Source organism: Pseudomonas sp. S3_B11, assembly GCF_054667715.1.
Genome location: NZ_CP162749.1, coordinates 4,040,246 through 4,064,263 on the forward strand (window position 1 = coordinate 4,040,246; position 24,018 = coordinate 4,064,263).

Annotated in this window: 21 protein-coding genes and 1 pseudogene; 11 read left to right on the forward strand and 11 right to left on the reverse strand. The window is 54.2% G+C overall.

Annotated elements, in window-relative coordinates; translation table 11 throughout:
- Window positions 1–257: 257 nt before the first annotated feature.
- Together eat and AB4O22_RS18130 are read left to right on the forward strand one after the other, a co-directional pair.
- The gene (eat, locus tag AB4O22_RS18125; protein WP_013692567.1) at window positions 258–1,622 is read left to right on the forward strand and encodes an ethanolamine permease; all 1,365 of its coding nucleotides are present in this window, start codon (window positions 258–260) and stop codon (window positions 1,620–1,622) included.
- Window positions 1,623–1,742: 120 nt separating this feature from the next.
- Window positions 1,743–1,910, forward strand: coding sequence for a DUF2897 family protein (locus tag AB4O22_RS18130; RefSeq protein ID WP_003183831.1), 168 nt, complete (start codon window positions 1,743–1,745; stop codon window positions 1,908–1,910).
- Between the two features lie 66 nt (window positions 1,911–1,976).
- Here the strand turns inward: AB4O22_RS18130 and AB4O22_RS18135 are convergent, their stop codons facing one another.
- The 11 genes and pseudogenes from AB4O22_RS18135 to AB4O22_RS18185 form a co-directional block, all read right to left on the reverse strand.
- Complete coding sequence (locus tag AB4O22_RS18135; RefSeq protein WP_460096892.1) at window positions 1,977–2,828, reverse strand: urea carboxylase-associated family protein; 852 nt, start codon at window positions 2,826–2,828, stop codon at window positions 1,977–1,979.
- Window positions 2,829–2,843: 15 nt separating this feature from the next.
- A complete protein-coding gene (locus AB4O22_RS18140; RefSeq protein ID WP_223472947.1) occupies window positions 2,844–3,497 on the reverse strand; it encodes a GntR family transcriptional regulator in 654 nt (217 codons plus the stop codon).
- A gap of 154 nt (window positions 3,498–3,651) precedes the next feature.
- The gene (locus AB4O22_RS18145; protein ID WP_223472946.1) at window positions 3,652–3,987 is read right to left on the reverse strand and encodes a ComEA family DNA-binding protein; all 336 of its coding nucleotides are present in this window, start codon (window positions 3,985–3,987) and stop codon (window positions 3,652–3,654) included.
- A 114-nt stretch (window positions 3,988–4,101) separates the two neighbouring features.
- Window positions 4,102–6,096 carry a polysaccharide biosynthesis protein gene (locus AB4O22_RS18150; protein ID WP_223472957.1) on the reverse strand — a complete coding sequence of 665 codons (1,995 nt, stop codon included), beginning with the start codon at window positions 6,094–6,096 and terminating at the stop codon, window positions 4,102–4,104.
- A gap of 89 nt (window positions 6,097–6,185) precedes the next feature.
- Window positions 6,186–7,214 carry an MraY family glycosyltransferase gene (locus AB4O22_RS18155; RefSeq protein WP_223472945.1) on the reverse strand — a complete coding sequence of 343 codons (1,029 nt, stop codon included), beginning with the start codon at window positions 7,212–7,214 and terminating at the stop codon, window positions 6,186–6,188.
- Window positions 7,211–8,181, reverse strand: a pseudogene (locus AB4O22_RS18160) (UDP-glucose 4-epimerase family protein). The gene AB4O22_RS18155 and the pseudogene AB4O22_RS18160 overlap by 4 nt, the downstream one beginning before the upstream one ends.
- Window positions 8,182–8,235: 54 nt before the next feature.
- Window positions 8,236–9,345: a glycosyltransferase family 4 protein gene (locus tag AB4O22_RS18165; protein WP_263292863.1), complete on the reverse strand. Its 1,110-nt coding sequence runs from the start codon at window positions 9,343–9,345 to the stop codon at window positions 8,236–8,238.
- Window positions 9,342–10,487, reverse strand: coding sequence for a glycosyltransferase family 4 protein (locus tag AB4O22_RS18170; RefSeq protein ID WP_460096894.1), 1,146 nt, complete (start codon window positions 10,485–10,487; stop codon window positions 9,342–9,344). The genes AB4O22_RS18165 and AB4O22_RS18170 overlap by 4 nt, the downstream gene beginning before the upstream one ends.
- Window positions 10,488–11,384 (reverse strand): GDP-mannose 4,6-dehydratase, encoded by an 897-nt coding sequence (locus AB4O22_RS18175; RefSeq protein WP_223472942.1) that lies wholly within the window; start codon window positions 11,382–11,384, stop codon window positions 10,488–10,490.
- On the reverse strand, window positions 11,384–12,415 hold the full coding sequence (gene gmd / locus AB4O22_RS18180; RefSeq protein ID WP_223472941.1) for a GDP-mannose 4,6-dehydratase: 1,032 nt from the start codon (window positions 12,413–12,415) through the stop codon (window positions 11,384–11,386). The genes AB4O22_RS18175 and gmd overlap by 1 nt, the downstream gene beginning before the upstream one ends.
- 355 nt (window positions 12,416–12,770) lie before the next feature.
- Window positions 12,771–12,935 carry a GDP-mannose 4,6-dehydratase gene (locus tag AB4O22_RS18185; protein WP_411740623.1) on the reverse strand — a complete coding sequence of 55 codons (165 nt, stop codon included), beginning with the start codon at window positions 12,933–12,935 and terminating at the stop codon, window positions 12,771–12,773.
- A 484-nt stretch (window positions 12,936–13,419) separates the two neighbouring features.
- Between AB4O22_RS18185 and AB4O22_RS18190 the strand changes: the two genes are divergently transcribed.
- The 9 genes from AB4O22_RS18190 to AB4O22_RS18230 are packed head-to-tail and all read left to right on the forward strand — an operon-like array spanning window position 13,420 to window position 23,907.
- Window positions 13,420–14,409 (forward strand): FAD-binding oxidoreductase, encoded by a 990-nt coding sequence (locus tag AB4O22_RS18190; protein WP_223472940.1) that lies wholly within the window; start codon window positions 13,420–13,422, stop codon window positions 14,407–14,409.
- 12 nt (window positions 14,410–14,421) lie between these two features.
- A complete protein-coding gene (rfbF, locus tag AB4O22_RS18195; protein WP_223472939.1) occupies window positions 14,422–15,195 on the forward strand; it encodes a glucose-1-phosphate cytidylyltransferase in 774 nt (257 codons plus the stop codon).
- 1 nt (window position 15,196) lies between these two features.
- Entirely contained in the window at window positions 15,197–16,279 is a 1,083-nt protein-coding gene (gene rfbG / locus AB4O22_RS18200) for a CDP-glucose 4,6-dehydratase (protein WP_223472938.1), read from the forward strand.
- Window positions 16,280–16,308: 29 nt separating this feature from the next.
- Window positions 16,309–17,622, forward strand: coding sequence for a lipopolysaccharide biosynthesis protein RfbH (gene rfbH, locus AB4O22_RS18205; protein ID WP_223472937.1), 1,314 nt, complete (start codon window positions 16,309–16,311; stop codon window positions 17,620–17,622).
- 3 nt (window positions 17,623–17,625) lie between these two features.
- Window positions 17,626–19,341 carry a thiamine pyrophosphate-binding protein gene (locus AB4O22_RS18210; RefSeq protein WP_460096898.1) on the forward strand — a complete coding sequence of 572 codons (1,716 nt, stop codon included), beginning with the start codon at window positions 17,626–17,628 and terminating at the stop codon, window positions 19,339–19,341.
- Window positions 19,338–20,273 (forward strand): NAD-dependent epimerase/dehydratase family protein, encoded by a 936-nt coding sequence (locus tag AB4O22_RS18215; RefSeq protein ID WP_223472935.1) that lies wholly within the window; start codon window positions 19,338–19,340, stop codon window positions 20,271–20,273. Before AB4O22_RS18210 ends, AB4O22_RS18215 begins: the two co-directional genes overlap by 4 nt.
- On the forward strand, window positions 20,260–20,664 hold the full coding sequence (locus AB4O22_RS18220; RefSeq protein ID WP_223472934.1) for a GtrA family protein: 405 nt from the start codon (window positions 20,260–20,262) through the stop codon (window positions 20,662–20,664). Before AB4O22_RS18215 ends, AB4O22_RS18220 begins: the two co-directional genes overlap by 14 nt.
- Entirely contained in the window at window positions 20,657–21,589 is a 933-nt protein-coding gene (locus AB4O22_RS18225) for a glycosyltransferase family 2 protein (protein WP_223472933.1), read from the forward strand. Before AB4O22_RS18220 ends, AB4O22_RS18225 begins: the two co-directional genes overlap by 8 nt.
- Before the next feature lie 20 nt (window positions 21,590–21,609).
- Complete coding sequence (locus AB4O22_RS18230) at window positions 21,610–23,907, forward strand: DUF7024 domain-containing protein (protein ID WP_460096899.1); 2,298 nt, start codon at window positions 21,610–21,612, stop codon at window positions 23,905–23,907.
- Window positions 23,908–24,018 lie beyond the last annotated feature (111 nt).

The window sequence follows — 24,018 nt, forward strand, 5'->3', positions numbered from 1 at the left end:
CAAGCAGGCTCCCACAGGGAGTCTTCAGTGGACGCGAATTCTTTATTCACCACAGATCCCATGTGGGAGCGAGCTTGCTCGCGATGAGGCCTGCCCTGGCACCAATGCTCTGAACTGGGGCACAAAACCAAGCCATCCGATAGCGAACATCCCCGATACGACACGATTTCACCCATTACGACCGCCCTCGCCACACTGGCACGTCCACTGCACTGCCCCTCCCCAGCGCTTTTGCTATGGATCGAGGGGAGCCACCGATGAACACACAACTCAAACCCACCCTGGGCACCCTGCATTTATGGGGTATTGCCGTCGGCCTGGTGATTTCCGGCGAGTATTTCGGCTGGAGCTACGGCTGGGGCGTGGCCGGGACAATGGGCTTTTTGGTGACGTCCTTCATGGTGGCGGCCATGTACACCTGCTTCATTTTCAGCTTCACCGAACTGACCACCGCCATTCCCCATGCCGGCGGACCGTTTGCCTACAGCCGTCGCGCCTTCGGCGAGAAAGGCGGGTTGATTGCCGGCCTGGCGACGCTGATCGAATTTGTCTTCGCCCCGCCGGCCATTGCCCTGGCCATCGGCGCCTACCTGAACGTGCAGTTCCCGGCCCTGGACCCTAAACACGCAGCGGTCGGTGCCTATATCGTGTTCATGGGTCTGAACATCCTCGGGGTCAAGCTGGCCGCGACGTTCGAGCTGATTGTCTGCGTCTTGGCGGTGGCCGAACTGCTGGTGTTCATGGGCGTCGTGGCCCCGGCGTTCAGTTTCAGCAATTTTGCCCTGAACGGCTGGGCTGGTTCCGATGTGTTCGGCGCACCGGCCATCGCCGGCATGTTTGCCGCGATTCCCTTCGCCATCTGGTTCTTCCTGGCCATCGAAGGCGCGGCCATGGCCGCCGAAGAAGCCAAGGACCCGAAACGCACGATTCCCAAGGCTTACATCAGCGGCATCCTGACCCTGGTGGTCCTGGCAATGGGCGTGATGTTCTTCGCCGGCGGCGTCGGCGACTGGCGCACCCTGTCGAACATCAACGATCCCCTGCCCCAAGCCATGAAAACCGTGGTTGGCGAAAGCTCCGGCTGGCTGCACATGCTGGTGTGGATCGGCCTGTTCGGCCTGGTGGCGAGTTTCCACGGCATCATCCTTGGCTACTCGCGCCAGTTCTTCGCCCTGGCCCGCGCCGGTTACCTGCCCGCATCCCTGGCCAAACTGTCACGCTTCCAGACGCCGCACCGGGCGATCATCGCCGGTGGGCTGATCGGCATCGCGGCGATCTACAGCGACGGCCTGATCAACCTCGGCGGCATGACCCTGACTGCAGCGATGATCACCATGGCCGTGTTCGGTGCCATCGTCATGTACATCATGAGCATGCTCAGCCTGTTCAAATTGCGTAAAACCGAACCCAACCTGGAACGTACTTTCCGCGCCCCGGGCTATCCGATCGTGCCGGGCATCGCCCTGGTGCTGGCAGTGGTGTGCCTGGTGGCGATGGCCTGGTTCAACGCGCTGATCGGGCTGATCTTCCTCGGCTTCATGGCGGTGGGTTTCGTCTACTTCATCCTCACCGCACAGCTGCGTGCGGACGCTCCCGCCGATGCGATGCTGACCGGGCTTTAAGGTGAAGCCTGCCGAACGGGCGTAGTATTGAACCACTGCGAGCAACCTTCGCTCATAAGTGGTAGGTGCGATGGATCGGCGAAATGTTCGTCCGTCCATCGCCCCCTCAAGGAGAGCCCTATGCCCTGGTATGCCTGGTTGATTCTGATTGTTGCAATCGGCTCGATCGTTGGTGGTCTGATGATGCTGCGCGACACCGCCAACAAGGTCGAGTTGACCGATGAGCAACGCAAGCGCGTTGCCGAGCGCAATGCGGAAATGGATGCGAAGGAGGCCAAGGATCGTTGAATCGCAACAGTCCTGGCTGCATGACGCTGTGTGGCGAGGAAGCATCCTCCCTCGCCACACAGCGTGCTATTTCTCCCAATCCGCCTTGGCGATGTGCAAGCCATGCAACCCCTTGTATGCTGCCCGCTCAGGCTGGCTCCAGCCCTCCAGCAATGAATCCTCCAAGCGATAGATCTCAACCCCCAGCGGGCGACAGACGCTAAGGGGATCCTGCGCATCCGGCCCCCACATCGCCAGCGACAAGTCACCACCCGGGCAGGTGGACAGGGCGCACAACAGATCAATCTCGGCAAAAAACTCCAGGTAATCGCCCTTCTGCGCCGGACAGGCCTTCATGAAGTACATGTCGTCATGATTGAGTCCGGTGCACTGGAAAATATTCAGAACGTCATGCACATCGAACTCCGTCAGGCCGTGGGGCAACACCGCACAGGTCAGGTTCGAGTGGCAGTGATGATGAAAATCCTCCCCGGTCAGCATTTTGTTCACATACGGATCACAGCGCGTACCCAACAGATCATGCAGTCGTCCACCATGCTCATCGATACCATAACCGGTCAGACTGTCATCGGTGATGGTCACCAAGGGCCGCAGGAATGGCAGGTTCGACCACAACCGGTCATGGATGCTGACGTGGGCGCCTTGAAGCTGGCGCGTGCGCGCCGCCCACAGGCGCTCCCGCGGATCGTGGGCGTTCCAGACGTTGAAGTCCCCTACCTGCGGGCCCACGGGTGTAGTGACACGAAACACGTGCCCAGCCGGCACATGCCAGGCGCGGCCAGTACGGATCGGCACTTCGAACTGCTCGATCAGCATGCGCTTGTCCTGCTGGGTGCGGATACGGTCGTAGAAGGATTTGTCCACCTGCAGGGCTGAACCTTTGCTGACCTGGTAGGCGGCTGGGTAGTCTTTGTACATGGCACGAATCCTTGATCAGTGGTGATGGGTGGGAGTCAGCAGTTGCAAAAGCAGTTGCTCGGAATCGTCCAGGTAAAGACTCATGGCTTCGTGGGCCGCAAGCTTGTCGCCCTTGGCCAGGCAATCGTGGACGTAGCGGTCACGGGCCAGCCACGGCGCCTGGAAACGCGCCTCATCGGGCGCGGAGCTAAATACCAGGCGCAGTTGCGCAACCACATTGGTGAAAAACTCATCAAGTAATGGACTGCGCATCAATCCGACGATGTGCTGATGGAACGCCAGTCCATGGGTACCGACCGAACGCCAGTCTTCAAGCTCCCGAGCCAAATCCGCCGCCTCGAGGGCTTCGAGCATCCGGTCGGATTGATACTCACGCAATGACTGGCTGCCCAAGATGGCTTGAAGCTCCAGGGTGCGACGGACCTTGAACAGATCTCGCACATCATCGGCACCTAACCTGCGGACCATCACCCCTTTGTTACGCACGTAACGGGTCAACCCTTCCTGGCCGAGGCGATGTAACGCTTCGCGGATGGTGTTGCGCGAGGCGTTGTAGGCTGAGACCAAGTTGTTCTCTACCAGCGCCATACCTGGCAGCAAGTGACCGCCGATGATGTCGGCGCGTAGCTCCAGGGTGATCTGATCCGCGAGGGATAGTGTATTGGTCATGGGAGGGAGGCCTTGGATTGTTGAACAATCGGTTGGCTATAGATAATCATTATTTATGCCAACGCCTGGAACGCTTCCAGAACTCGTCCAAAATTTGCATCCGCCGGACGGCAAAAAGGCCAGTCAATTTGACCGGCCTCCTTCAATCACAAACTCAATTCACTTCCAGCTTGTCACGGTTCCTGTCTAGAATCGCCTTGCCGATCCCCTTGACCTCCAGCAACTCCTCCACCGAAGAAAACGGCCCATTACTCTCCCGATACGCAACAATCGCTTCGGCCTTGCCCTTGCCGACTCCTGATAGCTCGCGCTGCAGTGTTGCCGCATCCGCCCCGTTTAAATCCACCCGGGCGCCCTGCGTTTTGGCTCGCTGCTCCACGGCCTGCGCCGTAGAGACCGATTCGGGCTTGACCGCTGGGGCGGCGATAGCAGCAATCGAGGCGCTGGTAAGAAGGGCAAAGATCAGAGAGTAGAAATAGCCTGTACGCATAAATGACGCTCCATGACATCGTTAAGAGAGAAGCAGCTTTTCCGAAGCCGCCTCTCAAACTTAGGCGATGATGTATCGCTGTCAAAAATATGTACGTTACAGCTTGTGTAATAATCAGGGTTCTAGGCGACGTTGCTGGTAGATCCAGTCGACGATCTCGCCGTCCGGCACGTAACCACTGACGGTATCGCGCAGAAGCTGGCGCACACGAGCGTAATCATCGTGCTCAATGGCGCAGAACAGATCATGCAATTTCAACTTCAACACATCCCAAGGCAGATGATCCTCATTGGCTGCCATGATCATGGGATGCTCGGTCGCGACGACGTTATCGCCGATCAACAGCTCTTCATACAGCTTTTCGCCGGGCCGCAGGCCAGTGAACTCGATGGAAATATCGCCTTGTGGGTTGCGCTCGGAACGGATGCTCAAACCCGACAGATGAATCATCTTTTCCGCCAATTCGACAATCCTCACTGGCTCCCCCATATCCAGCACAAACACATCGCCGCCCTGCCCCATGGAACCGGCCTGAATCACTAGCTGTGCAGCCTCGGGAATCGTCATGAAGTAGCGGGTGATTTTCGGGTGCGTGACCGTCAAAGGCCCCCCGGATTTGATCTGACTATGGAACAAGGGAATGACAGAACCCGACGAGCCCAGCACATTGCCAAAACGAACCATTGTGAAACGGGTTTTGTTCACCCGCGACACATTGGCTTTGTCACCAAACAGCACGGGCGCAACTTCCCGGCTGAGGGCCTGGAGCGTCAATTCGGCCAAACGCTTTGTGCTACCCATGACATTAGTCGGGCGTACCGCCTTGTCGGTAGAAATCAGCACAAAATTGGAAACCCCCGACTGCAAGGCAGCCTGAGCGGTGTTCAACGTGCCGATGACATTGTTCAAAACACCTTCGGCGATGTTGTGCTCAACCATTGGTACATGTTTGTAAGCGGCAGCGTGATAGACCGTGTCCACTTTCCAGGTTTTCATCACATCCAGCAGCTTATCCTGACGACGGATAGAACCAAGAATAGGCAGTAATTTAACCGGTACCGACTCTCGGGTGACTCGCTGTTCCAACTCAGAAAGAATGGTGTAAAGGTTGAACTCACCGTGATCGAACAGCAAAAGCGCGGTCGGCCCCAGGGAAAAGATCTGCCGGCACAACTCCGAACCGATCGACCCTCCAGCCCCCGTCACCATCACTGTCTTGCCCTTGATACAACGCTCGAGCAGATCGGCCTGGGCTGGTACCGCATCGCGACCGAGCAAGTCAGCGATATCCACCTCTTGGATGTCTTCAACCTTGACCCGACCACTGGCCAGATCGGTAAAATTCGGGACACTGCGCACGTGAAGCGGAAAACCTTCCAGGAAATTGAGAATTTCCCTACGACGCGCGCGGGTAGAAGACGGCAGCGCGAGGAGGATTTCCTGCGCGCCCGTTACATCGATCATTTGTTGGATGTGCTTGGGTTTGTAGACCTGCAACCCGGAAATCGATCGATCCGCGATACTCGGATCATCGTCGATGAATGCTACCGGCCGCATCACCTTCCCCATGCGCAGCGCCGCGACAAGCTGATTGCCTGCGACCCCCGCGCCGTAAACCGCGACTTTAGTCAAGCCATCATCGCGATTGGTGAACGGAATATGCTGTGCCCCGGTGAACCAGTCCCCCATGAAGTACTGGCGCATGCATAGACGCAGGCCGCCAATGATGACCATGCTGAGCCACCAGTAGTTGAAGATGATGGAGCGGGGGACAACGGTTTGGTGGTTGCTGTACCAGTAGACGACGACGGCGAGGATCAGGGAAGACAGGCTGACGGCTTTGATGATGGCAACGAGAGCGTCGTTGCCGAAATAGCGCATGACGGCGCGGTACATTCCGAAACGGATGAAGAGCGGGATGGCGATTGTGGGGGCGAAAGCGAAGAGCCAGAGGTGGACCTTCAAGGGGTTGTACATGTCATCGATGCCGAGGCGGACGATGAAGGCAAGCCAAAGCGCCACCCATACAAGCAGGATGTCTGTGGAAACCTGTATCAACCTTTTCCGGCGCCGAGGAAGCCCTACCAGGTACGCCCTCGCTTTATCCATGGATTCGTCAAACACCTCAGCCTCTCCTTACGTAGTGACCCCTTATAAGCGCATGTCATCCACGTTAAGCCAAATGACAGAACTGTTACTCAGCTTTTCATCAAGGCTTCTTCGAGGTGGCCCGCACGAAACTTTATTGCCAGCATCAGTAATGGAGCATAAGCCAGAATCATACCCAAACTACCATCCATGCCATAATGAATAACGCCTAAAGCTATAGGTAACAACCAGAAAACATTGATCAGCCCTACAGCCACCGTAACCGGTAAATGGTTGCCATACCGGCGGGAAGCAAACTGATAGGCATGGCTGCGGTGCGCCTCGTAAACCTTGTCGCCTCTGAGCAAACGGCGAAACAATGTCAAAGTAGCATCAACGATAAATATGCCAAGTAGGATCAGCCAACCCCACAATAGTTCCGCCGAGAACCAGGCGGCTTGAAGCGAGAGCCCTCCGAGCACAATGCCCAGAAATCCGCTCCCAGCATCCCCCATGAAAATCCTGGCGGGGGGGAAATTCCAATAGAGAAAACCGGCTACGGATGCAGCTAATAACAGTGGTCCCCAGATCAGTTGCGTTGCACCGCTAACCCAATACAGAAGACACGCCCCTAGACAGACGCAAATAGCCTCAACACTGGCTATACCATCGATTCCATCCATGAAATTGTAAAGGTTGAGCAGCCACACCAGATAAAACAACGCCAACCCATGCCCCCACCACCCCAAGTCCAGCGCCCATCCGCCAAACTGAATCACGGGTAGCCCGCCAAGCCAGAACAACAACCACATTGAAGCAGCGAAATGCCCCACCAGGCGCCAACGAGCGGCGATGTGCCCGTGATCATCCACAAATCCAATCACGGCAATCATGGTTCCCGCCCCGAAAATCGCCCAAAAAGTCGAGGAAACGATCAAGCCTGCCGACAACAGCATCGCCAACGCCAACATGAATCCCAGAACAATTGCGACCCCGCCGCCTCGAGGTGTGGGAACTGAATGAGAGCTTCGAGCGTTGGGGATATCGATCAGGCTTCGAGATAAAGCGTACTGGCGCAAAGCCCACGTGAGGGAAAAAGACACAGCGACAATGACAGGGATAAACCAGCCATAACTCATGATTTGCAGGAGTCCAGAAAATGTTGCGCCGTCAGGCCCAAAGCTTTATCGAGGGGGACCGGAGGTATCCAGCCCAATAGTTGTCGGTTTTTACTTATATCTACCTGTAAGGAGCCAAGGATGCGTTCCGACAATGCACGCTGGCCCAATAACGCTGCCACCCTCTGCATCAGCGTGACAGGTATTGGCAATAATCTGGCAGGCCTCCCCAGCGCATTCCCCAACTTGCGCAATAATTGTGTGGTAGATACATCTTCGCCATCACTGGCCAGGAATATTTGATTGGCAGCCGCAGGATGATCGGAACAGGTCACGATGAAATCCACCAGATTCTCGATAGCAACAAGACTGCGCTGGTTGTGAACGGCGCCGAACGGCAGAGGAACACCACGATACAGCCAGCGCATCAAGCTAAGAAAATTGGCTTTGACACCTGGGCCGTATATCAACACCGGGCGAATAATGACAACCTCCATGTCTGTATCGGCAGCAAGTATCGTCAACCCTTGCTCAGCCTCAAGCTTAGAGATCCCATAGGGGTCAGTCGGAGCAGGTAAGTCATCGGCGCTATATACGATACCTGGCGCCCCCCCTCTCCATTCACCTTGATTGAACTGATGAAAATAAAACGTTTCACACCGGACACCACTGCCTGGCGAGCGAGGTTCAACGTAGCCTCGACATTGACTTCACGAAACGCAGCGAGCGGATCGAGAGAGACTTCATTCATGATGTGAACGCGAGCAGCAGTATGGATAACAACATCGACGCCAGCCAGCGCCTCACTCCAGTCATTTGCACCGTTGAGACCGGTCAACGGTAGAGAAAGCACGCCTGCCGGAAACTTGGCAGGCACGGCTCGCATCGGTGCCACGATAGAACACCCAGGCAACTGCACTAATCGATTTATTAATGCACGTCCTACAAAACCATTACCACCAGTAATTAGAAAGCGTTTAGCTCTCATCGGTGCCCCTTGAGAATATATAAGAACACCTATGCTCTGCCAGTGTGCATAGATTCAAAGCAGCGACCGATAAATCTCCGCATAGGATTTTGCCATTGAATCAGCTGAAAACATTCCTTCAAAACGCTGTGCAGCCGCCTCTCCCATCGAAGCCGCAACCGCTGGTTGATTCCAGAGGTAGTTCATTGCCTGCGCCAGCGCAACAGAGTCGCGAGGAGGTACAACCAATCCAGTTTCTCCTGCGATATTGATGTAAGTCGTGCCAGAACCAATCTCGCAAGAAATCATTGGTTTCCCGTACATGGCCCCTTCAAGCAACGAAATACCGAAAGATTCGGACCTGAGGTGTGACGGGAAAACGAATGCATAGCAGAGCGTCAGCAGAGCCGCTTTATCTTCATCAGGCAAGCCTCCGAGAAAATGCACATTCGACAGCCCCAACTGATTCGCCTGAGCTTTCAACTCCATTTCAAGGTGTCCGCCCCCCAGAATGACGACGGGCAGTTGAGTGTTTTTTGCAGCTTCAAGCAGATAGTCCAGCCCTTTATAGTAGCGCAGAGCTCCCACAAACAGGAAAAAGCGCTCCCCCAGACGCGAGCGCCAGACGCCCAGCTTTTCAGCAGAGGGCGTGGGGTAGGTTTGCCGATCCAGCCCATAGGGAACAACGTGAACCTTGTCTTTGAATCGCGTCAATACTGGACTGCTTTCAGCGTAGTTGGGCGATGAAGCAACAATGCAGTCAACACTCGACAAGAAACGGTTCATCAAGGGCTGATAAAGCTTGAGGAGTGTCTTTTGCTTGACGATATCGGAGTGATAACTGACAACGGCGGGCTTGCGAATTCGACTGACGAAATGCACAAGATCCATGTAAGGCCACGGAAAATGGTAATGGACAATGTCTGCTTTCTGCGCCAACTCGGCAAAATCCTTGAACGCCGACAGAGAGAAACCGGTGGACGCTACATGCAGGTCGAGCTTGGAGCGATGAGTCAGGTGATGTCCCACCGGCTCATTGCGCGCCGCACCTCGCTCACTGAGGTAAAGCACTTCGGACTCAAAGCCGTGCCTTATTCCACCTTCAGCAATCTGAAAGATGACCTGTTCAATGCCACCCATGGTCTCCGGGTAGTATGTCTTGAAGAAGTGCAGAACCTTGATCATTGTCCCTCGACCACCTTCCGATAAACGTGAAGCGTTTCCATTGCGCAGCGTTCCCACGAAAACCTCGCCGCATGCCACAAGCCTTGCTCGACCGCGCTGGAACGCCACGACTCATCTTCCAGACCACGCTGGATGAGCCCTGTTAACGTTCCGACGTCCATGGCGTCGCACATCAGGGCCGCATTGCCAGCGACCTCCGGAAGCGACGAACTGTTAGAGCAAACGACAGGGACACCAGAACTCATGGCTTCCAGAACCGGCAAACCAAACCCTTCATACAATGAAGGAAAGGTAAAAAGACGAGCGCCGGCAAACAGCAGGGGAAGTTCTTCACTGGGTACAAACCCCAGGTAAAAGGCCCAGCCCTCACGGCGGGCGCTTTCGAGCCGTTGGTGAATACTTTCGTTGCGCCAGCCGTGATAGCCGGTGAGCACCAAAGGCCAGCGCTTGCGCACTGCCAACGGCAGACGTGAATACGCATCAAGCAACGTTTCGATATTCTTGCGAGGCTCGATCGTCCCGACAAACAGGCTGTAACCACCCATCTCGAGACCATGGCGCGAAAGCGCACTTTTGAGGTCTTCCGCACTACGAGGATGAAACTCGGCGGAACTGGCCAGCGGCACCGTATGAATACGCTCAATAGGCCAGGAAAAGTACTCCGCCAACTCTTTACGCGTGTACTCGGAGTCCGTGATCAACGCGTCTGCTCGTACCATCGTGGCCTTCAGCTCTTTCTGCAAGTAACGCACAAGTTGCGGCGCATGGCAGTGAGACCAGGTGAATGGAGACAGATCGTGGAATGTAGCAACACTGCGGCCAGCAAAGGGCGGCAGAAAGTAATTCGGGCTATGGTAAAGAAACTCACCATGATTTTTTAACGCGTGCTTCCTGAGCAACGGCATAAGGAGCCGATACGCTTCAACCGCCAGGAAGTTTTTCTGCACCGCTCGCTTCAAGCCGTAACCACTACCCGACTCGTTGGCAGCCGTAGGCAACGCCGGCAAAAATCGCCGACCGGCAAAAAATTGCAGGTCGGTGATTTCAGGATTCTGCTGCAGTCGCAGCGCCAATTCGTAGGTGTAACGACCAATACCAGTCAGCGGAAACCGGACCGGCTCAACAGAAAGAATTAACTTCATCTACTCGGCCGTCAGCATCCAGCTCAGGGTTTCGTCCAGAGAAGGTGTTGACCAGCCGGGAACCAGTGCACGTAACCGTGAGTTATCTCCGCACAACGTTTTCACCTCATTGGCCCGCACAAAGGCCGGATTCACTTCGACCTCAATATCGTGCCCGGTCAACCCTCTGCACATTTCGATGACTTCACGAAGCGAATGGGCATTGCCAGAGCTGACATTAATAGTCTGCCCCAGCGGCTTGGCCTCGATAAGTCCTCGATAGGCCTTCACCAACGCGCGAACATCGCTGAAATCACGCCATACATCGAGGTTGCCCAATTCGATTTTTTTCGCCTTGCGCCGGAAATGGGAAATAATTTTCGGCAGCAAGAAATTCTCGGCCTGGCCAACACCGGTGTAATTGAAAGGACGAGTAATAACGATGGGCAAGCGTTCGTGCCAAAGGTTGGCCATGTACTCCATGGCCAACTTGCTAACGGCATAATCGTTGGCTGGCGCCGGAGTTGTGGTTTCCGACAACAGGCCACCCGAAGCGTTGCCATAGACATTGGCACTGCTGGCGATCAGCACACAATCCAGGGGTTTTCCACTGGCCGCGACAGCTTCCAGCAAGTTACGCGTGCCGATCAAGTTCACTTGATAGAACGCGTCCGCTGCGCCATGCCCGACAAACGCCAATGCCGCGAGATGAACCACAACATCAGGTTGAATCTTTGCCAGCAACGTGCGCAACCCCGGGCCATCGCCTAGATCCACCTGGTAATAATTGCGCTCATCGGAAGGCTGACTACCCAACCCGACAACCTCGTAGCCATGAGCCCGAAGTTCATCCGCCATGTAACGACCAGTGAAGCCTTGAATACCTGTAATCAGCGCACGTTTGCCAGCAATGGTCATCAGAATGAAAATCCTTGTTCATTACGACGCAAGTCGGCTTCAACCATCATGCGGCACAATTCTTCCAGGGAGGTTTTCGGCTCCCAGCCCAGAACTTCCTTGGCTTTGGCCGGGTTGCCAATCAGCAACTCAACCTCAGTCGGGCGGTAGAATTTCGGGTTGATCGTGATCAGTACCTTACCAGTAGCCGCATCAGTGCCTTGCTCGGCCTCCGCAGTACCCGCCCAGGAAATAGTGATACCCACAGCCTTGAACGCCATGGAAACGAAGTCGCGAACAGTCTCGGTGCGGTTAGTCGCCAACACGAAAGTGTCCGGCTCATCGGCCTGCAGCATGCGCCACATTCCTTCCACGTATTCCTTGGCAAAACCCCAGTCGCGCTTGGCGTCGAGGTTGCCCAGCTCCATCTTGTCCAGCAGGCCCAGCTTGATCTTGGCGACGGAGTCGGTGATTTTGCGGGTCACAAACTCACGGCCACGCAGTGGGGATTCGTGGTTGAACAAGATACCGCTAGTGGCAAAAATGCCGTACGACTCGCGATAGTTGATGGTCATCCAGTGAGCGTAGAGCTTGGCAACGCCGTAAGGGCTGCGCGGATAGAAAGGCGTGCTTTCGATCTGCGGGATAGCCTGCACCTTGCCGAACATCTCGGAGGTGGATGCCTGGTAGAAACGAACCTTCGGATTAACGATCCGAATCGCTTCTAGGAGGTTTACCGCACCGAGACCGGTGATCTCTGCAGTGGTGATCGGCTGCTCGAACGAAACACCCACAAAGCTCTGCGCTGCAAGGTTGTAGACCTCGGTGGCTTCGGTGGTCTGCAGCAAACGAATGCTGGCAGACAGATCGGTCAGATCGTATTCGACCAAATGCAGATTAGGGTTGGACTGGATGCCCAACTCTTCGATACGCCAGAAATTGACAGAACTGGTACGACGGTAGGTACCGTATACGGTGTACCCCTTCTCCAGCAGCAGTTCCGCCAGGTAGGCGCCGTCTTGACCAGTGATGCCGGTAACAATTGCTTTCATGCGAATCCTCTAAACTCCATTTTGAGCTTTGGTTGGCTTGCTCACAAAAATAAGATGCACGGCTAGAGCCGCAGCGACCATTCTGGTCCGCAATGATACCCAAATTGCCTGCTCTGAAGGAACTTTAAAAAGGGCAAGCCCCCCTGACCTCCTATCGTCTCAAGCCCCTTCGCCTCCCCATAAAACCAGCCTCCTTTATAGCCATAGCCGTATAAAAACCATGAGCCCCATAAAAACCCCGACACAAAAGTGGCGAGGTTTTGACTCAGCAGAGGTCAGGCTTTGCAATTTTTAATAGCCATCGTTTTGCCACCAACCAGCAAAAATCAGCATCGTGTCACGCTTAGCGTCGAAATTACCTAGCGCCATTTTTTCGCATCAGGCCCTGCCTGATCCTGGCCAGAGAGTCAGCGATTCTAGAGGTTACGAACTCACGACCACGCAGCAGAGACTCGTGGTGGAAGAGGATGACATTGGTAACGAATACCTCTGCGACGCTCGATAGCTGATAGTAGCGAATTGTTCAGGCCTGTCGCACCAAGGTAGTGTGGCAGGCCGGTCGCGCAACCAACACACGCGCCCCTGCAGCAATTGATGCACACAACTCGCACCTAGGTTATCATCCAGCCCCTTGAAGACATGAGGCTCAACCCTCTGGCGGCGCTACTTCATAACCTGACACGGATGTGAGCTTTGCGACATGATGATGGATATCATGAGAATAATTTGGTGACTGTTGATGTGGCGGCAGTATTGAACTTCCCTGCTACAAGGGCTTACCAACACCAGCCCTGCGCACAGAACCTCAGTGATCACCAGAAGTGCTTTCTGAGTGCCGTTGGTTTCTCCGTGCCCGCTGTCCGTTCACGCGCGGCAACTCACCTTCATTCAACGCCCGTCAACTTAAGATTTCTATTTTTTCATGGCCGTCGAATCTTCGATTCCAAGGCAAGCTGACGGCAGCATGGCCGCCCCGTACAGAATTTTCTTATCCGGTAACCGATATGGCTTCAGTAAAACTTCATAACGGGAAAGCCTTCAGCTCCGAGGCAGGCACATCAATGCTCGACAGTGCCAGGACTGAAGGCATCACCCTCGAATACAGCTGCAGGACTGGACGCTGTGGTGTTTGCAAAACCAAAGTTCTCTCCGGTGAAACTGAAGCGTTCAAGGACGAGACGTCTTTGACACCCGATGAGAGCGCAGCAGGATTGATATTGACGTGCTGCCGCCACGCCCTCACCGATGTGGAGATTGATGCCGAAGATCTTGGAGCACTCGGAAACGTTGTCGTAAAGACACTCCCCTGCAGAATCGACACGATCAGCAAGCTCGCCGACAACGTTGTGGAAGTCATCCTTAGACTACCGCCCAATAGCAAATTCACTTATTTGCCAGGACAGTACCTCGACATCATCGGTGAAGCGGGCCTGCGCCGTAGCTATTCCATTGCCAATGCCCAGCGCGCTGACGGAAAACTGGAATTACAGATCCGGGAGGTCGAACAGGGCGTGATGTCGCAGTACTGGTTCACCAGCGCGAAGACCAACGACCTCTTGCGACTGGAAGGCCCTTTAGGCACCTTCAGCCTGCGTGAAAAGGACGTTAAGAACATCGTTTTCCTGGCTACGGGCACGGGTATCGCTCCCGTTAAGGCCATGCTTGAGCAATTGCTTGCCAATCCCTCGATGGCCGCCGGGAAGAAGGTTTTCATCTATTGGGGGGGCCGTACGCTCAGCGACATCTATTGGGAGCCGCAACTTCAAGGACTGGACGCCACCTTCATACCGGTCCTGTCGCGGGCGGACGCTCAGTGGGCAGGACGGACGGGCTATGTACAATCGGCGCTGATCAAGGATGCAATCGATCTCACGCAATCGGTCGTCTATGCCTGCGGCTCGGAAGACATGATTCATTCCGCACGGGATGTACTGACAACTTCGGGACTGCTCGCTAAACACTTTTATTCAGATGCATTTGTAAGCTCAAACTGAAAAGGAGCAATGATGAAAGCGGTCATATTGGCAGGCGGGTTGGGCACACGCCTGAGCGAAGAAACTAGTGTACGTCCGAAACCCATGGTCGAAATTGGTGGTAAGCCAATCCTCTGGCACATCATGAAAATGTATTCCGCGCACGGCATCAATGATTTCATTATCTGCTGTGGATACAAAGGCTATCTAATCAAAGAGTACTTCGCCAATTACTTCCTGCACTCGTCGGATGTAACTTTCAACATGCGTGAAAACACCATGGAAGTACACGACAAACGCGCCGAGGACTGGAATGTCACATTGGTTGACACCGGTGATACTTCGATGACCGGCGGTCGCTTGCGCCGCGTAGCAGATTACGTTAAAAATGAAGAACTGTTCTGCTTCACCTATGGTGATGGCGTCGGCGATATAGACATCAGCGCCACCATTGCCTTCCACAAACAGCATGGCAAGGCAGCGACGCTCACCGCCACCTATCCCCCTGGTCGCTTTGGCGCGCTGGACATCAAGCAACACCAAGTTCTTAACTTCAAGGAAAAGCCAAAAGGCGACGGCGCCATGATCAATGGCGGTTTTTTTGTATTGTCTCCTCAAGTCCTCGAATACTTGGTCGACGACAGCACTGTCTGGGAGCAAGAGCCCTTGATGGGGCTGGCAGCAGACGGCCAGTTGATGGCACATGAGCACCAGGGCTTCTGGCAGCCAATGGATACTCTGCACGATAAAAACCTGCTGGAAAAACTTTGGCAAAATGGCAAGGCACCTTGGAAATCCTGGGAATAATATGAAAGCTACCGTCACAGCTGCCTTCTGGAAGGGAAAGAAGGTATTCCTCACAGGTCATACCGGATTCAAGGGCAGCTGGTTGTCCCTGTGGCTACAAGACATGGGCGCGCACGTCAAAGGTTTCGCGCTGGCACCGCCTACAACGCCCTCGCTCTTTGAACAAGCGCGCGTTGAGCAAGGCATGGCATCGCAGATTGGCGATATTCGCGACCTGCAGACCATTACTGAAAGCATGACGGCTTTTGATCCAGATATTCTGATCCATATGGCTGCCCAACCCTTGGTCAGGTTGTCATACCGAGAGCCTGTCGAGACCTATGCCACCAATGTCATGGGTACTATTCATGTGCTGGAGGCTGCACGCAAATGCCCAAGCCTTCGCGCAATCGTCAATGTCACGACTGACAAGTGCTACGAAAACCAGGAGTGGGAGTGGGGCTATCGTGAAAACGAACCGATGGGCGGCCACGACCCTTACAGCAACAGCAAAGGCTGTGTAGAGCTGGTCACCTCCGCCTACCGCAATTCATTCTTTAAAGCTGATGACGCGCCCGCCCTAGCCTCGGCACGTGCCGGCAACGTGATCGGTGGGGGTGACTGGGCAGAAGATCGCCTCATTCCCGACATTCTGCATGCCGTCGAAAAAGGCCAGCCGGTGATCGTTCGCAACCCGAAAGCGACGCGCCCGTGGCAACATACCCTTGAGCCGCTCAGCGGTTACCTTGTCCTGGCCCAACACCTGTGGGAGCATGGTCATGCATTCGCACAAGGCTGGAATTTCGGCCCCCGGGATGAAGATGCTCGTCCCGTCGAATGGATACTCGATCACATGGTCGGAGCATGGGGCGCCGGTGCGAGCTGGCAACTTGATAGCGAATCTCAACCCCATGAGGCGCGCTATTTGAAGTTGGATATTTCCAAAGCCAAAACCCATTTGAAATGGGAGCCTACCTGGAGCCTGGAAACCACACTAACCCGCATCGTCACCTGGCATCGCGCCTGGTTGCGAGGCGAGGATATGCATGCCCATTGTGTGAACGAAATCAACAGCTACATGGCAGCCATGGCCGCTGGCGACTAACCAATTAAAAGCTTTAAGCAGGAAATACTATGACCCCCGATATGCTCCGTCAGGAAATCAGCCAGCTCGTTGAGCGTTACGCCCAGATTGCCTTGGCTGCCAAACCTTTTGTTGGGGGCGAGACCGTCATCCCACCCTCCGGCAAGGTGATTGGCGCGCGCGAACTACAACTGATGGTCGAAGCATCCCTTGATGGTTGGCTGACTACCGGTCGCTTCAATGCTGAATTCGAAAAGAAATTGGCCGAATTTCTCGGTGTCAATTATCTCATTACCGTCAACTCGGGCTCGTCGGCCAACCTTGTTGCTTTCAGCACACTGACCTCACCCAAGCTAGGTGACCGTGCCATCAAGAAAGGTGACGAAGTCATTGGCGTGGCTGCAGGCTTCCCCACCACTGTCAACCCTATCGTCCAGTTCGGTGCGATACCGGTCTTCGTCGATGTCGACATGGCGACTCATAACATTGATCCTGAGTTGATCGAAGCAGCCATCACCCCCAAGACCAAAGCGATCATGCTCGCCCACACCCTTGGTAACCCGTTTAACCTGGGCAAAGTCAAAGCCCTGTGCGAAAAGTACAATCTCTGGTTGGTCGAAGATTGCTGCGATGCACTCGGTGCGACCTATGATGGCAAGCTGGTTGGCACCTTTGGCGACATCGCTACTTTGAGTTTCTACCCGGCCCACCACATCACCATGGGGGAAGGTGGCGCGGTGTTCACCAATAACGCCCAGCTCAAATTGATTGCCGAATCGTTCCGTGATTGGGGACGCGACTGCTATTGCGCGCCCGGTTGCGATGATACCTGCGGCAACCGTTTCGGCCAGCAATTCGGCAGCTTGCCACAAGGTTACGATCACAAGTACGTGTATGCCCACTTAGGCTACAACCTGAAGATCACCGACATGCAAGCGGCCTGCGGACTGGCGCAGCTCGACCGCGCACCCGAGTTCATCGAAACTCGCAAGCGCAATTTCAAGCTACTCAAGGAACGCCTGGCGAGCCTGAGCGATTTCCTTGAAATCGCCGAACCAACCCCCAATAGCGACCCGTCTTGGTTTGGTTTCCCAGTCACTCTGAAGGAAAGCGCTGGGGTCAAGCGTGTCGACCTGCTCAAGTTCCTGGATCAGAACAAGATCGGTACCCGCCTGCTGTTTGCCGGTAACCTGACCCGCCAGCCGTACTTCCATAACGTCGAGTACCGCGTCGTGGGCGAACTGACCAATACTGATCGGACCATGAACCAGACCTTCTGGCTGGGCGTCCAACCCTCCCTTGGCCAAGAGCATTTCGATTACGTCGGTGAAAAACTGGAAGAGTTCTTCGGGATCGGTTTCTAAAATATGAAAGCTTCAGATGCAGTAGCAAAAGTACTTGCAGACAATAACGTCCTGTATGGTTTTGAGCTCATCGGTGGAATGATTACCCATCTGGTTGACAGTATTAACTTGCTCGGAAAGACCAAGTTGGTATCAATGCACCATGAGCAAGGCGCCGCCTTTGCTGCATCTGCCGTCGCACGTGCGACCCATCACAAGATCATGGGCGTGGCACTGGGTACAAGTGGACCCGGTGCCACCAACCTGATCACCGGAATTGCAGACTGCTGGCTGGACAGTCACCCATGTCTGTTCCTGACCGGTCAGGTCAACACCCACGAACTCAAGGGCGACAGGCCCATACGTCAGCAGGGCTTCCAGGAGCTCGACAGTGTTGCCTTAGTGAGTAGCATCACCAAATATGCTCACCAGATCACCCATGTCGATGAACTGATCCCTTGCCTTCTCAAAGCGATCCGCATCGCTCGGGAAGGCCGTCCGGGTCCTGTCCTGCTGGACATTCCCATGGACATCCAGCGCGCCGAGATCGATGAGGCGGTGCTGGACCAATTATTGAACGCACGAACCAATGAAACGATGCCTGCTGCCGAGCTGCACGCCTCGTTCAGCGACGTCTGGGCGGCACTGGCCAAGGCTCAAAAACCGGTATTCCTGATCGGCGGTGGCGCTGTAAACAGCCCGGCGTTCAGCCAATGGCTGAGCCTGGTCGGCAAATTGGGCATCCCCCATGTTGCCAGTCTGAAAGGCGCGGAAAAACTCACGGCGAGCGAACACTACCTCGGCATGCTCGGTGCCTATGGCACCCGCGCAGCCAACCATGCAGTCCAGCACTGCGATCTGCTGGTGGTGTTCGGTAGCCGCATGGACGTGCGCCAGACCGGGGCCAAACCCGAAACGTTCGCTGCGAATGCTCATATCATCCAGTTCGATCTGGATGCGGCCCAGCTGGACAATAGGGTCAAGGCCCAAGAGTCTATCCATGCCGACCTGGACGCGGTGTTTGCCGACTTCATCGCCCATGCAGCCAAGCTGCAACCCGCTCCGGCGGCCTGGCGCGCTCACCTGACACAGGTCTTCGAGCAATCGTTCGTCGATGAGTACACTGCGTGGAACATCAGCCCGTTCGAGCTGCTGAACAATCTCAACGACCTGACCGCCGACCGGGCCCTGGACTATGTTGCCGACGTTGGTAACAACCAGATGTGGGCTGCGCATACCTTGCGCCTGAGCCCCGGCCAAGCCATGCACCACTCAGGCGGCCTGGGCACCATGGGTTTTGCCATTCCTGCCGCCGTGGGCGCCAGCATCGCAGGTGACAAACCGGTTGTCGTCATCACCGGCGATGGCGGTGCGCAGCTCAATATCCAGGAACTCGACATCATTGCCCGCGACCAGTTGCCGATCCTGACTATCGTACTGAACAATCACTCGCTGGGAATGGTCCGCGGCTTCCAGGAAATGTACTTCGAAGGCCGTAACTCTTCGACTTACTGGGACGGCTATACCTCGCAGTTCCAGGCCCTTGGTGCTGCGTATGGCATACATTCGCTAAGCGTTGTCAATCTGGCGGCATTCAAGGCCGCTGTAGCCGAGTTTCTTGCCAACGGCAAACCCATGCTCATCGAAGTCATGATGCCAGATGCGCGGGAATGCCGGCCACGCCTGGAGTTTGGCCGCCCGATCGATGAGCAGTCGCCACCGCTGGATCCGGGTAAATGAAGCTTGCCATCCTAGGGGCAAGCAGTCATATCGCCAAAGACCTGGTAGCCAGCATCGCTGAACATACTGCCTATGAATGCAACCTGTTCGTGCGCGCACCGGGCTCGCTCGATGCCGAACTGCGGGCCATTGCCGAGCGCAAGGGATTTGCCGTGCTCGACTACTCCGGTTTCGATGCCAGTTGCCAGTTCGATGCGATCATCAACTTTGTTGGCGTTGGAGATCCCGCTCGGGCCGTACAGATGGGCAAGGACATATTCACCGTCACCGAACTGTATGACAACCTTGCCTTGGAGTACCTGCAAAACCATCCTCAGTGCAGATACATCTACCTGAGCAGCGGCGCTGCATACGGTACCAACTTCGAAACACCTGTAACCGAGGCCTCGAAGGCGATATTCGCGATCAACGGGCTAAAGCCGCAGGACTGGTACGGCGCGGCAAAATTCCAGGCCGAGTGCCGCCATCGAGCGCTGCCTGAGGCCGCCATTGTCGATGCGAGGGTATTCAGTTACTTCAGCCATCGCCAGGCTGTAGAGGCTCGCTTCTTCCTAAGCGACATTCTGCGTGCACTGCAGGCGGGCACGGTGCTGGAAGTGGCACCCGATGATATGCTCCGGGACTACCTCACCCCCGCCGATTTCCTGCAACTGATTGACCGGATCCTGCAGTCGCCAGCGTGCAACGACGTGGTTGACTGCTACAGCCAGGCCCCCATCGGCAAGTTCGAACTGCTGACGGCCTTGAGCGAGCAGTTCGGCCTGCAATACACAATTGTGGGTGACCAGGCGAGGATCAATGCCACAGGCCCCAAGGCCCATTACTACTCGCACAATCGCAAGGCCGGGCAACTGTTTGACTATGTGCCCAGCGACTCTTCACTAAGTGGTGTCGTGCGTGAAATCAGGCAGCATCTGAATGCAAGAGACTAAAAAAGCGCCCTCCATGCTAGGCAGGCTTCTACAAGTAAAACTGTTCAGGTTCCTGTGTGTGGGGGTGATGAATGCGGCGTTCGGCTATGGCTGTTTTGCCGGTTTTCTCTACCTCGGGCTGCACTACAGTGCGGCGTTGCTGCTCGCCACGGTATTAGGCATAGCCTTCAATTTCAAAAGCACCGGTGCCCTTGTATTCGGTTCTCAGAACAACAAGCTGATTTTCAGGTTCATTGCCGGCTATGGCGTCGTTTATGGCGCCAATGTGGCAGGCATTGCGGCGCTCAAATTACTGGGTGTCGACCCCTACTTGGCTGGCATGGCCTTGATCGTGCCCATGGCCTTACTTTCATTCGTCATTAATAACAGGTTCGTTTTCAATTATGCGTAAGCTTATCAGCATAGTGACACCCTGCTACAACGAAGAAGCCAACATTGATGAGCTGTACCAACGCATCGTCGAGGTGATGTCACGCCTTGACTATGACTACGAACACATTTTCATCGACAACTGTTCCACGGATAACAGCCACGCCAAATTGCGCGCCCTGGCCGCGCAAGACAAGCGGGTAAAGCTGATATTCAATGCCCGTAACTTTGGCCACATCCGTTCGCCCTATCATGCCCTACTGCAGGCCCGTGGCGACGCCGCCGTGCTGATCGCCTCCGACCTGCAAGACCCACCCGAGATGATCGAAGAGTTCGTCAAGAAGTGGGAAGAAGGCTTCAAGACGGTGATGGCGGTCAAACCGGAGAGCGAGGAATCGCGTCTGATGTTCCTGATGCGTCGCACTTATTATCGCTTTGTTACGCGTATTTCCGAAGTGCCGCTGGTGCAGAATGCCACGGGTGCCGGACTATTTGACCGGGTTGTGCTGGATATCCTGAAGAAGATCGACGACCCCTATCCGTATTTCCGCGGCCTGCTGTGTGAAATCGGCTTCCCGATTGCCACGGTGCCGTTCAAGCAACCACGGCGTCAGCGCGGCATCACCAAGAACAACTTCTACACGCTTTATGACATCGCGATGCTGGGCATCACCAACCACTCCAAGGTGCCGTTGCGCCTCATGGTCATGGGGGGCGGGCTGCTGGCGGGACTCAGCCTGTTGATCGCATTCGGGTTTCTTGTGGCCAAACTGCTCTTCTGGAACTCGTTCCAAGTGGGCATCGCCCCCTTGCTAATTTCTCTATTCTTCTTCAGTTCGGTACAGATATTGTTTTTGGGCATGCTGGGGGAATACCTGGGTTCGGTGCATACGCAGATACGCAACATGCCGTTAGTGGTTGAGTCTGAACGTGTAAATTTTGATTGACTTATGGATGACTGACAATCGTGACATCAAATAATGCACCACTTGAAAAAGCCATATTAAATTCGGAATTGCCACTAAAATCGTTGCAAGCAGTACTCGTGGAAAACTGGAAGTTGGTACTTTCAGGCGCTGTCATATCCTTCTTTCTCGCAAGTATTTGGCTTAGTGGCTGGCCGGGAGGGCTATGGCCCGACGTTTCTTACCCATACTCTTATCAAGGTGATAGTCTTTTCCATGCCTGGATGGCCAAAAGCGTTTCAGAAGGATGGCTCTTTAACAACCCCAGAACTGGATACCCTTTTGGTTCAAATTTTATTGATTTTCCAGGCTCCGACTTCGGTAGCCATTTAATCATCAAAGCACTTTCTCTACTGTCCGGCAGCAGCTTCACTGCAACAAACCTATTTTTCTTGTTTAGCTTCCCAACTGCCTTCATATCCTCTTTCTGCGTCGTCAGGGCCTTTGGCGTCTCGCGTGCCCTTTCATTCGTGGGCGCTTTACTTTTCACATTCATGCCATTCCACTTTCAACGTATTTCCCACCTCTTCTATACATGGTATTTCGTAGCTCCGATATTTTTCTATCTGGCATTTTCTGTTTTTCGCTCCTCAAGCAATCAAACTTTAAACACACCAAAAAGAAAACCCTGGGTCAAGTACGCACTTTCTACTCTTGCATTGCTTGCAATTTCTTCTTTTGGTGTGTACTACACACTCTTTGGCGTGATTCTAATTTTCTTGGCAGGCGCCCTAAACCTTATCAAAACCAGAAAGCCCCTTGGACTCAAGCGCGCGCTACTTATAACAGCCATCCTTTCTGGTGGCGTATTACTCAATATAGCCCCAAATCTAATTGGAAAGCATGAACAAGGCAAAAACTCGGAAGTAGCAATCCGTTCCCCCATAGAGTCAGAAATTTACGCCCTCAAATTAATGCAACTCATACTCCCCAGAGCTGACCATCGAGTATCTTACCTGGGACAATTCACTCAATCTTATAACGCCGCATCTCCGCTGATAAACGAAAACACTACGTCGACTTTAGGCATTATTGGGTCCTTTGGGTTACTGGCGTGCTTTTTGTATATCCTGGCTTCTCTTTCCGGAACTAGAACAGATCACAGATTAACCTTTTTGGCTGCCTCTACACTTGTATTGTTTTTGTTTGCTACTACTGGGGGTTTGGGCGCGCTCTTCTCCTATGCCATCTCACCTTCAATAAGAGGATGGAACAGGGCTAGCATCTTTATTGCCTTCGGCTGTGTTCTTGCCTTCTTTTTGTCGCTCCAGTTATTTTTAGAAAAATTCTCTTCGAAGATTCACGTCCACTCATTACTCGCAGCGGCAATTGCACTTACCGTGGGCATGTATGACCAAACAGTGCCTCCATGCAAAGAATGCAGGACACCGCAAAAGCTGGCATATGAGAACGACAAGAACTTTGTAAACGACATTGAGCGCTCATTACCTGAAGGCGCTGCCATTTACCAATTACCTTATATTGCGTTCCCGGAAACCCCGCCCTTAAATCGGTTATCTGCTTATCAATTGGCCGCAGGCTTTATTCATTCAAAAAACCTTCATTGGAGCTTTGGTGGAATGAAGGGCCGGGATGGCGACATGTATTATCGCTCGCTTGCAAATGAACCTATAGAAAAGCAATTGGAGGTCATTAAGCGTTTGGGCTTCAATGGCATCTACATAGATCGTCGTGGTTACGCGGACAATGCGAATGAGTTGATCACAAACTTAACTACGCTGCTTGGCTCTCCCCCGCTTTTAAACAGTTCGAATGGTGAGCTCGCGTTCTTTAAATTAACCTCGACTGAAACTACCAACTTAGCAGGCCTAAGCCCTAAGCAAATAATGGAGAAGTCGGGTTATTATGCAGACCATCTGGGTCCGCGGTACTCCGCCAACTTGCAAGAAGGGATAGTTTTTACTCGCCCAGGTTGGCCAGCGTTTATTCAAACTGTTTCTGGTTTTTCATCACCAGAGCCGTGGGGGCGCTGGTCTGAAGGGAACCCCCGCTTGGTTTTTACCTCTCCACTCCCCCAAACGTTCACGCTGATAATGACAGCACAAGCCTTCGGACCTAACGTCGAAAAGCCTGCAAAAGTATTAATTGGTACTCGAGAGTACGAGGTAAAACTTGAGGGTGCAGCATCAGAGGTTCGCATACAGGTGGATCTAATGGGGCAGACAACTGATACAATTTCATTCTTGCCATCAAAGCCAATCTCCCCTAGGGCTTTAGGCATCAATAGCGACAAGCGTAAACTTGGGATTGGTTTCGTTTCGCTTCGATTTGAGCTATAAAAACTCACCACAATGCTCAAATCAAGAAATTCGTATCAACTAGCTGAATAGTTGAAACTTGTAGTAAAAAAATGCCCTGGCCAATACCAGGGCATTTCTATTTAAATCTTG